The sequence below is a fragment of the Oleiphilus sp. HI0117 genome, from assembly GCF_001635235.1.
The window spans coordinates 1-10,590 of sequence record NZ_LWGA01000364.1 but is presented as its reverse complement, the minus strand read 5'-3'; the positions used below and the strand labels follow the sequence as shown (position 1 = coordinate 10,590).

The 10,590-nt window shown below is 42.6% G+C and carries 9 protein-coding genes; 6 read left to right on the top strand and 3 right to left on the bottom strand.

All coding sequences use genetic code 11. The features are described from left to right. Nucleotides 1-345, bottom strand: a 345-nt coding sequence (locus tag A3757_RS04390) for a homocysteine S-methyltransferase family protein (RefSeq protein ID WP_156506172.1), incomplete at its 3' end; no start/stop codon positions are given. 249 nt (nucleotides 346-594) lie between these two features. Between A3757_RS04390 and nfuA the strand changes: the two genes are divergently transcribed. From nfuA to A3757_RS04375, 3 genes are all read left to right on the top strand, one after another. Beyond that, nucleotides 595-1,179, top strand: a complete 585-nt coding sequence (nfuA, locus tag A3757_RS04385) for a Fe-S biogenesis protein NfuA (protein ID WP_197469755.1) — start codon at nucleotides 595-597, stop codon at nucleotides 1,177-1,179. Between the two features lie 280 nt (nucleotides 1,180-1,459). Continuing rightward, nucleotides 1,460-3,481: a TRAP transporter large permease subunit gene (locus A3757_RS04380; protein WP_068507511.1), complete on the top strand. Its 2,022-nt coding sequence runs from the start codon at nucleotides 1,460-1,462 to the stop codon at nucleotides 3,479-3,481. 10 nt (nucleotides 3,482-3,491) lie between these two features. Beyond that, complete coding sequence (locus A3757_RS04375; RefSeq protein WP_068507510.1) at nucleotides 3,492-4,067, top strand: magnesium transporter MgtE N-terminal domain-containing protein; 576 nt, start codon at nucleotides 3,492-3,494, stop codon at nucleotides 4,065-4,067. Between the two features lie 18 nt (nucleotides 4,068-4,085). Here A3757_RS04375 and miaA read toward each other — a convergent pair whose 3' ends face one another. Continuing rightward, nucleotides 4,086-4,997, bottom strand: a complete 912-nt coding sequence (gene miaA / locus A3757_RS04370) for a tRNA (adenosine(37)-N6)-dimethylallyltransferase MiaA (RefSeq protein ID WP_068507507.1) — start codon at nucleotides 4,995-4,997, stop codon at nucleotides 4,086-4,088. Nucleotides 4,998-5,224: 227 nt separating this feature from the next. Between miaA and A3757_RS04365 the strand changes: the two genes are divergently transcribed. Then, a complete protein-coding gene (locus tag A3757_RS04365) occupies nucleotides 5,225-6,271 on the top strand; it encodes a putative solute-binding protein (RefSeq protein WP_068553859.1) in 1,047 nt (348 codons plus the stop codon). 61 nt (nucleotides 6,272-6,332) lie between these two features. Here A3757_RS04365 and A3757_RS04360 read toward each other — a convergent pair whose 3' ends face one another. Then, a complete protein-coding gene (locus A3757_RS04360; protein ID WP_068553857.1) occupies nucleotides 6,333-8,648 on the bottom strand; it encodes an RND family transporter in 2,316 nt (771 codons plus the stop codon). 224 nt (nucleotides 8,649-8,872) lie between these two features. Here A3757_RS04360 and A3757_RS04355 point away from each other — a divergent pair, with 224 nt between their 5' ends. Then, nucleotides 8,873-9,826, top strand: a complete 954-nt coding sequence (locus A3757_RS04355; protein ID WP_068507501.1) for a LysR family transcriptional regulator — start codon at nucleotides 8,873-8,875, stop codon at nucleotides 9,824-9,826. 50 nt (nucleotides 9,827-9,876) lie between these two features. Beyond that, a complete protein-coding gene (gene smrA / locus A3757_RS04350; RefSeq protein WP_068507499.1) occupies nucleotides 9,877-10,443 on the top strand; it encodes a DNA endonuclease SmrA in 567 nt (188 codons plus the stop codon). Nucleotides 10,444-10,590 lie beyond the last annotated feature (147 nt).

Sequence of the window (10,590 nt, the reverse complement as noted above, 5' to 3'; positions counted from 1 at the left end):
ACGTGCAATACGTGCAGCTTCGAAATTTAACTCGTATACAAGCTCTTCCATGCCATAGTCAGCTTGGGAAACTTTGGTCGAGTTGAAAGTGTTTGTTTCAATTATATCTGCGCCTGCATCTAGATATTGTTTATGGATGCTAGCAATGGCGTCTACTTGAGTCAGGCATAATAGGTCATTATTGCCTTTAACTTCCGAAGGGTGGTCTTTGAACCTTTCACCGCGATAGTCTTCCTCTTCAAACTTAAAGCGCTGGATCATTGTTCCGGTAGCGCCATCCAGTATTAGGATGCGCTTGCTTAGCGCGTCGTTCAAAAGCTGAGTTCTATTTTGTATGTTGGACATTAAATGTGTATTCCCAAAATAAGGTGAAATAGCACGCAATTCTATGCGATGTTGTAGAAAGCGCTATCTTAGCGGAAATAAAAGTATATTGAAATATTTTGATATAGAAAATAATATCTAAAAACCTGACAATTTCTGCTCTCACACAAGCGTGAGTATAAAACGATTACCTGAGTATTTTACTAAGTCTTTATCCCAGAGTCCAAAACCCGTATTATATGCGCAAATAATTTCATCGAGGCTTACTTCATTATGGTCACTGTTTCCGAATCAGCTCAACATTATCTCGCTCAACTTGTCTCTAATCAGGAGTCAAATGGTATGGGCGTTAGAATGTTTGTTACTCAGCCAGGCACTAAATTTGCCGAGACCTGTTTGGCCTATTGTCAGCCTGAAGATATCGTTGAAGACGATGAAGTGATGGAGCTAGAAGGCTTTAAACTTTACCTCGAGAAGAAAAGCGTTCCATTTCTAGATGAAGCATTTGTAGATTACGCAGAAGAAAAAATGGGTGGCCAGCTGACAATTAAAGCGCCAAATGCCAAGATGCCAAAGATAGATGAAAATTCCAGCTTGTCAGAGCGTATCACCTATATTCTTGTTACGGATATTAACCCTGGTTTGGCATCGCATGGTGGTGATGTATCACTTGTTGAAATAACTGAAGATCAAATTGCGGTACTTCGCTTCGGTGGCGGTTGTCAGGGGTGTAGTGCAGTTTCAATTACCTTGAAGGACGGTGTCGAAAAGCGTTTGTTGGAGGTTGTTCCTGAGCTAAGTGGCGTGCGTGATGTAACAGATCACTCCGTTACGGATAATGCTTATTATAAATAAGCGAACTCTGGTATCAGAATAGCGCTCTTAGAGCTTAGGTTCTAGGTACAACTAGTTAGTCGTTCTAAAAAAGGAAGGTCAATGATCTTCCTTTTTTTATGCTTGATTGTGGCTCAGGTTAGGATCATTTCGCTGTATTCACATGCTATTTCGTATACTATGGCCCGACTTACATCTTAATTTTTAATATTATCTTCATAATAATTTTAATAACACTATGCAGCCTGATTACGATACTCAACTAACCAACAAGAAATCCGAATTTAGCATCAAAGTCCTGATGCAAAAAATCCTTTCCTACTCAATTCTATGTCTTTTGTTCGTAACGATTATTTCGGGCACTAGTGAGAATATGCATGCACAGATGCTTAAGCTTGGCAGCTATTTTTGGGAGGACTACTTTATTCTTCGGGGTGATGAGCCCACTGCAGACTGTGAATATCAGTTTGATATCGAAGCCAGGTTGGATGAATTAGAACAAGAGCACCTTGCAGAAAATGAAGACTTCGATTTATTTGCGACTGAGTTTGATCGTGATTCAGCTCGTAATTCCTTAGCTAGCCAAATCAGGCTATGCCAGAAGCAGCATGCTGATGCCCAGACCTATCGAGCTCAAATGAATGTTTGGGTTCGTACTTTTAAAGATCTTGAGCACACCTTTGCTCAAGTTAGTTTGCTTGCTATTGAGAATCAAAAACTTACTTTGATATTGCTGCTGGCACTGTCTGCGTTTATCACAACATGGAAGCGTAATCATATTGCGTTTAGGTCGATTCATAGTCGAATGGATCACTACGTTTCGAATGTAGGGCAGTTGTTTGCCAATGCCTGTCTTGGGTTGTCTACCGTCGCGTTTTACCAAGGCTCTTACGCATCGGGGACTGAGGTTACCAACCCTGAGTTAATGATTATCCTTATGCTCGGGTGTTTTAGCTTATGCGGTCTGAATCTATATCAGTTACTCAATCCATCGCCAGATCTTGAGCCTGGAGGTAAACCCTGGCTTGCCTTTATAGCGATACCTATTCATAGTATTATGCTGTTAGCAGCGATCTTTCAGTTTTTTATTGTTGAGTCGCACTATCCAGGTATTGCTATCTATTTTACTCAAATCTTTCAGCTAACTAATCTTCATTTAGCAATTGGTCTTTATATTCTGGTTGGTATGCTGCTTAAAGAAACGCTTCTTGGTGCAAAATTGTTTGAGGTGTTTAAACCTTGGCACCTGCCGCCTGAATTGCTTGCATTTGTTGCTATCGCATTGATGGCATTCCCGACTGCTTATACCGGTGCTTCGGGCATTATCATTATTGCGATGGGCGCGGTTGTTTATCAAGAGATGAGGCGAGTAGGGACTCGTCGTCAGTTGTCGCTTGCCGTGACAGCAATGACGGGTTCAGGTGTTGTGCTAAGGCCTTGTTTGCTTGTAGTTGGTATTGCAATACTTAATAAAGAAGTTGTGACAGACGAGCTGTTTCATTGGGGCTTCAGGGTTTTTCTTCTGAGTATGCTCGTGTTTGCGGTATTTGCAATGATTACACGAAAGGACCCTATGAAAATTGTACCGGCAAGTGAAGCATTGTTACCTTCTCTTAGAAATTTGATGCCACTTCTTCCTTATGTTGGGATTCTGGTCGCTGCGCTCTTTCTTTACGACATATTGCTAGATGCTCAACTTGACGAATTTACGGCACCTGTCATGCTGCCAATTATCGTTATGGCAGTTTTAGTGTTTGAACGTAAATTTAGTAGGGATTTCCATCAGCGAAATGAAAGTGCTAAGGCGAGTCCGACGATATCTTCAGCCTTTTCCAGTTCTGTAGATAACTCATCCATACAAATTGGCGCCTTACTGATGTTAATGGCTTGCTCGTTTACAGTTGGCGGCATTATAGAACGGGGCGGCGGCGTACTAGAGATACCCGAATTCTTCGGCTCTACCTACGGCACGATGGCGTTTCTCGTTCTGTTTTTGGTGATGATCGGCATGGTAATGGACCCCTTTGGTGCGCTTATCCTGGTTACAGGTACGATTGCTCCGGTTGCTTATGCTGCCGGAATCAATCCGATTCACTTCTGGATGACCTGCTTGATGGCTTTCGAACTTGGTTATTTGAGTCCGCCGGTTTCGTTAAATCACCTACTTACCCGTCAGGTTGTGGGTGATGAGGAAGTCAGTCTCGCTTTAAAAGAGGGCGATTCCTTTTATTATCGCCACGAGCGTTTACTTCTTCCGCTTATGGTTATGGGTACAACACTCATTCTTGTTGCTTTCGTTCCATTAGCATTCATCGATCAATAAGGTTGCTAGAATGGAACGCGTAGCAAAACGTGAGGAGCAATTAGAGCAACTTGAACGGCAGAGTGAAAGTGACTTGCCAGAAATAATTTCTGGCATGAGTGATGAACAATTTGAAGCTGTGTTTGATTTGGTTGAGTCGGTGCTCGAACGTGAAAGAAAAGGATTTGATCGTTTTTTCGAGTCTATCTCTCAAACGCTTAGATATATCCCCAACTTTCTCGTGCTTGCGATTACAAACAAATATATCGACCCACCCATTGCGGCAAGAATTACATCTAAGCTCCCCATTAAGAGTGCTGTTCAAATAGCAAAAGGTTTGTCTGTTGAGTATGTCTGTGAAACAGCGGTCTTTATGAATGAGCGCTATGCAGCCGAATTGCTAGCTCGGCTGCCGAAAAAACAGGCGCAAGATGTAATTGCCTGCTTGGCTGAGCAACACCCCTTGCGTGTATTGGATATACTGGAATATGCAGACAAAAGCTTGTTAAAAAGCATGGTTAAGCACGGTTTGACGCTGGCAGTACTTGAAAAAGACTTAAACGAGTTGAGGCTAGTGACCTTTAAGAAGCTGCACGCATTAGCGTAGTTCGCCAAGCAAAGCTCGCTAAAGATGCTTCGCGAGGTGCTCTGCGGCTTTGTCGAAAAGATCCTCTCCTTTATCGATCCAATGAATTTCCTGCCCCTTCTTTTCTATATTCCTAAACCACTTACTTTGTTGTTTTGCAAAAGCGTGAATGGCTGAATTGAGTTTTTGGTACATATCGTTGTAACTCAGCTCACCTTGCAAGTATTGTGCGACAAAGCGATATTCAAGGCCGAAGAAGTGTAACTTTTCCCAGGGAAGGCCTTGTTGTCTGAGTGTTTCTACTTCCTCTATCATGCCTTCTTCAAGCCGTGCCTTAAGCCTCGCTGTGATTCTAGCCTTTATTTCTTCGCGCTCTAAGCGAATGCCTATCGTAAGGGGTGTAAAAGTGGGAAGCTCCAGTGGCTTTAGATCTTTGCTGTCGGCTACTGCTATTTCGATTGCTTTAATGATGCGGTCTCGGCTTAACAAGTCGGTTGTGTTGTGTAAATTTTTGTCAAAACTTAGCAATAGCTCGATTAATTCGCGTTCTGATTTATTTTCCATTTCCTGACGTGCTTTTTCGTCAGACTTCGCTATCGTTAATTCATAACGGTTTAATATGGCATCTAGATACATCCCTGTTCCGCCCACTAAAAACGGCAGTTGTTCGCGTTTGACGATATTGGTGAAAGCTGTGGAGAAATGTTGGGCGTAGGCGAAAAGGTTGAATTCCTCTTGCGGCTCCACAATGTCGATTAGGTGATGGGGGACTTCTTCGTATTCATCGAGATCTTTGCCTGTACCAATGTCCATGCCCCGGTATACCTGGCGAGAGTCGGCAGAGATTATCTCACCTGAAAACTGACGGCAAAGCTCTACAGCTAATGAGGTTTTACCACTTGCCGTAGGGCCTAGAATGGTAACTAGTTTGGCTTGATGAGAATCTGTCATATTAATCTGTAATAAGTATTGAACTAACAAACACTTCGTTATAGTGTGGGAAATAAGTAGATATAAAACTGCCAGCTATTATAACTGGCCAGTTACCGTGAATCGCTATCTTATAACAATTACATGATAAATACGGCTACTTTGCTGGACACTTGTACCATAAAAACGAAGATATAATCTTGCAAACCTTGAGTTAACAAGAACCTAAACAAGGAATTCTTTTCGGAATGAAGGTCTACAACGTCTTAATAGCGCTGGTATTAATATTAGCAAGCACGTCTGCATACTCTCTAGAGAAAAAAACATTTTGTATTTGGGATCCGGTTGGGCGTAATGGCCCGGTTATGTCTTTTTATTCTGACTTAATACCAAAAGCTCAATCATGGGGCTTGAGTATCAGGTTTGTTGCATATACTGACGAAAAGGTCGCCGCAAGTGAGTTTAAAGCAGGGCGCTGTGAAGCCGTACTTTTGAGCGCAATACTTTCACGCCAATTCGTTAAATTTGGCGGCACAATGGATGCTATTGGCGCGATTACCTCCCAGAAAGGCCTTGAACTCGCCTTGGGTACGTTGGCTCGTCCTCGTGCCGGTAAGTTGATGACCCAGGGTAATTACGAAGTGGTTGCAACTTTTCCGGTAGGGTCAATGTTTGCCTTTGTAAATGACCGATCGATAGAAAGTATCGATGACTTTGCTGGTAAAAAACTGGCAATTCTTAATGGAGACCCCCAGGCTAAAAAGTTTGCCGACTTGGCGGGTGCTTCTCCCTTCAATGTTTCTCTGACCACTTTTGCAGGGCAATTCAATAATGGTAATGTCGATATTTTGTTGATGCCAGCTTTGGCCTATAACACATTTGAGCTATACAACGGATTAGGTGACAAGGGCGGGATAATTGATTACCGACTTTATTATGGCATGCTGCAAACAATCGCTAAGCGTGATCAATTCCCTGAGGTATGTTCCAGGAACCGAAAAGCCAGAAAGCGTGAGTGCGTTAGCTTTGGCCACAAAATGCGTAATTATATCCTGACACGAATGGATGATATGGAACGAATGGTTAAGGATGCTGAGAATGAAATACCTCAAAACTACTGGATCGAGATTAGTCAGTTTACTAAGGATGATATTGATCATTTCAGTAAACGTGTACGCATGGCACTAAAGGCAGACAAGGTCAATCATCCTACGGCACTTAAGTTACTCTGGAAAATTCGTTGCCGTCTGGATCGTTCTCGTGGCGAGTGTGCTGCAAACGCTAAACCAGAATAGCTACTTGATGAATAAGAAAGCCCCTACAAATTATCCTTTGTAGGGGCTTTTTTGTTGGGTTTTAGTTTGGAGTAGAAGTAAGGATGTTTTCTGTGCCTTGCTTACCCGCAGTCTTCTCTTCCAGCTTGAGTAGAATTGCGGGTAGCGCTATAAAGTCGAATATCAGTGCTAGCGTAATCGTTGTTGCAGTGAAGATACCCATGTGGGCGTTCATGTTGAAGTTGGACAATGCAAGCACCATAAACCCTGCGACTAAAACGAAGGTTGTCACCCAAAGTGCAGTACCAACGGTTGCGAAAGCATATTGCACCGCTTGCTCGCTAGTATAGCCTTTCTCACGCCTAGCCCTTCGATACTTGCTTAAAAAGTGGACGGTATCATCAACGACGATACCCAGGACCATACCTGTTGCGGTACCTACGGATATGCCAACATTACCGTTGAAGATACCCCACAAACCAAATGCAGCACCAATAGGTATAAGGTTAGGGATTAGGCTAACCAAGCCCAGTTTGACTGACCTGAGTACGATCACCATGATGATACAAATTAGTATCAATGCATAACTTACCCCCGAAACCATACTCATAACGTTTCGCTCACCGATATGAGAGAACATGATATTCGGGCTCGCAGCATAGAACTCAGTAATATCGGTATTTGTCTCAAGCCATTCAGCAATATCCTTTTCAAGCGCTAAGGTTTTGTAGCTTGGTATATTGTTTAGTACAACAGTTAGTTTGATAGATGATTTATCTACGTTTAACTGGTTGTTGAGATCCAGCCCATAGGGGAGCGACATTTCATATAACAGTAAATATTGTGCCGCTAAATCTTGTGACTCCGGTAGCCGGAAGTATGACTCATCATCGGCATGCATATTTTTATTCAGGCGCTTGAATATCTCGGTAATCGTATCGACATGAACAACTTCTTCTCGAGCTTCAAGCCATTGGCTGAATGCCTCGACCTGTTGTAAGAATTTCGGGTTGCTTATCTCACCGGATTCTCCGGCAACTAGTGAGTATTCAATTGTATAAATGCCAGAAAGGTTTTCAGCGGTAAAGTCGGTGTCTTTTCTAAATTCTACACTTTGCTTGAAGTAACCGACAAAGTCGTCATTTATCATATTTAATGGTATAGCAGAGAAAATGGCGATTGTTACCAAGCCGGTACCGATCAAAATTTGTCTGCGTTTGTTAATGACGAAATTAGCGATTGCATCAAGGCCTTTGTGTGCTTTATCTGCTTGCTTCTTCTCTTTTACCGGTAGCACCATAACCAGTGCTGGAAGTAAAAATACTGATAGAAAGAATGCTGCAACGACGCCCATAGCTACAGTATTACCTAAATCTCTGAAGGGTGGAACTTCACTAAAGTTAAGTGTCATAAAGCCAACAACTGTTGTGATGCTGGTGATGAAAACCGGCTGGAAATTGATACGTATGGCTTCTTGCATTGCTTCGGCTTTAAGCATTCCGTGCCGCATGTTAAATAGAAAGGTCACTAGAATATGAACGCAATCGGCAACGGCCATTGTCATGATTACCGTGGGCGCTGAGGTGCTTGGACCGGTAAGCGTCCATCCTAGCCAACCGAACATTCCCATTGCGCTGGCGATAGACATTATTATGACAACCAAGGTTACGGCGGTACCGGTGAACGAACGTAAAAGCAATAATAAGGTGAAGATTATTATCACAAACATGACCGGAAACAGGTTTGCAAGGTCGTCCTGGGCTGATTCAGAAAAGGCATTGCCTAGCATCACGCTACCTGTGATATAAACATCCAGGTGGGGGTAGTCTTCTTCAAACTGGGCAATCATCACACGTGCTTGCGCTACTAGTTCGGGAATCTCCTGTTCGGTCAATTGAGGAAGTTGAACTGTGGTATTGACCGCAGTAACATGCGCTTGCTTGGAAATAAGGCGACTTTCTAGCAGCGGCTCGCTAAGCGCAATCCGTTTAATCTCGTCCAAATCGGCTTCATCTGGAAATTCAACCAGGTCGTTAACGAGCAAGTCATCTTCTTCGGCTTTTGTATATTGGAAGTTTGTGATTGAATCGACGCGTGTTGAATAAGGCAATTGCCAAGCTCTATCAGTTAGATCTTTAACTGCATTCAAGGTTGGAACGGTAAATACCTCGCCATCTTTCGGCGCTAGAACAACAAATATATTGTCTGATTTTGAATAGGTGTTTTGGAGTGTTTCAAATGCTACCAATTGTTCATTATCTTCTGAAAAGAATACTCGATAGTTTGAGCTGAACCCAATATTGCTAGCTCCGCTTGCTATAAAAAATACAATAGCTAAGGAGGCAATGATGATTAACCATCTGAACTTAATAATCTGCGCGGCAAGTCTATCGACCATAACAATGAACCTTGTAGTAAAAAGTCTTATTTTTGTGGCTGCTAACAATAGTATGTTATTGCCCCGTTGTTCTAATTTAATGCAATCAAACGCTAAATTTTGATGCTTTTATTGTAGTGCTGTTCCTATTTTGGTGTTAATAGGCTAAATTTAGAAATAATGTTCCGTATATGGAATGTATGCGGCTAACTCTAAATGCGAGAGTAAGAGAAGGGTACGAATTGATGCAAGACTTAAATGAAATGGCGATATTTGCAGTGGTTGTCGGATCGGGAAGCTTCACCAAAGCAGCGGACAAACTTAAGCTACCTAAATCTACCGTAAGCCGAAAAGTGAGTCAGCTCGAAAAGCGTATAGGTGTGCGACTTATTAATCGTACAACACGCAACTTAAAGCCGACAGAAACCGGTAAGTTGTATCATGAGCATTGCGTCAAAATGCTTGAGCAAGCTGAAGAAGCTGATCGTGTTGTTAATAATATGCAAGCTGAGCCAAGCGGTACGCTCAGGATTAGTACGCCGCTGTCTTTTGGTACACCTTTCTTCATCAGCACGATTAAACGATTTATGGAGCAGTATCCAAAAGTTAATGTCGAGATCTTCTCCGATGACAAACTGGTTGACTTACTAGAGCAGGAAATCGATGTGGCTTTTCGAATTGGCCCATTATCTGATTCTAGTCTGGTAGCACGAAATCTCGGAACCGCGCGATTGTCACTGTGTGCTTCTCCTGAGTATATTGCTAAAAACGGCATCCCTAAAACGATTCAGGCTATCGAAGATCATACCTGTGTCTCTCACCCAGCATCCGCTTGGGCTTTTCAAACGAATAACGGTATATACGAGTTTGAACCAAAGTCTCGCCTAGTGGCTAATGACATGGAAGTGCTGCGTCGAATGGTTATAGAGGGGGTTGGTGTTGGCGCTTTACCTCAGATTATTATTAGTGAAGATGTCAGGGCGGGGCGTTTGGTTACGCTACTTGAAGATGCACCATTTCAGGAAAGAACCTTTTACCTGGTTTATCCTAGCCGTAGAGAGCCACCTTCGAAGGTTATGGCCTTTACAGATTTTATTTTCTCAAGTTGTAAGCCGGTGCCACCATGGGAAACATTGAAGGAAGTATTTAATACGAATAAGAACTTGGAAAGTGTGCAAACTGCACTTGGCGAATCCTAGGTTTTATAATAGTATTTTTGGGTCAGAATTGGTTATGAGTGAGTACGGCAATGAGTGATGATGAGTTATTTGCAGAAGAAATGCAGGGAGTTACTCGTTTTGAAAGTAGCAAAATTTCTTCAAACAAAGTAGAGGAAGAAACACCAGGAAAGCGTGTTAGGCGCAAACTTGCCGTTGCCGATAAACTTACCGTAGATCCTCTAGCCTCCACCGAAGTGCCTATGCTGAAATCAAATGACATACTTGATTATAAGCGCGATGGTGTCCAGCACGGTGTGTATAAAAAACTAAGGATGGGGCGCTATGAATTAGATGCACGTTTGGACTTACATCGAATGACCGTTGAACAAGCAAGGCGCGAAGTATTCCGCTTTATTGATGAGTGCTCCAGGTACGAGCTTAGAGCAGTTATTATTTTACATGGGAAGGGAGATCGAAATCCTGACAAACTTGCCTTGTTAAAGAGCCATTTAGCGATTTGGCTTCCTCAACTAGACCAGGTAATAGCCTTTCATTCTGCTCAACCGCAGCATGGCGGCACTGGTGCAGTCTACGTAATGCTTCGCAAGGGTGACACTGCTAAACAAAATAATAGAGAGCGTCACGGACTACGTTGAGTCAACAAATCTTAATAAAGTGTAAGTGACTCTAAGTTACTTGGGTGTTAGCATCTAGACGTTAAAAAAATAATAAGATCTTACGTTCGGCGCTGGCCGTGTTTTGATCGCATTTAAAATACTTCTTGCCCTAAGAAGTATAAAAAA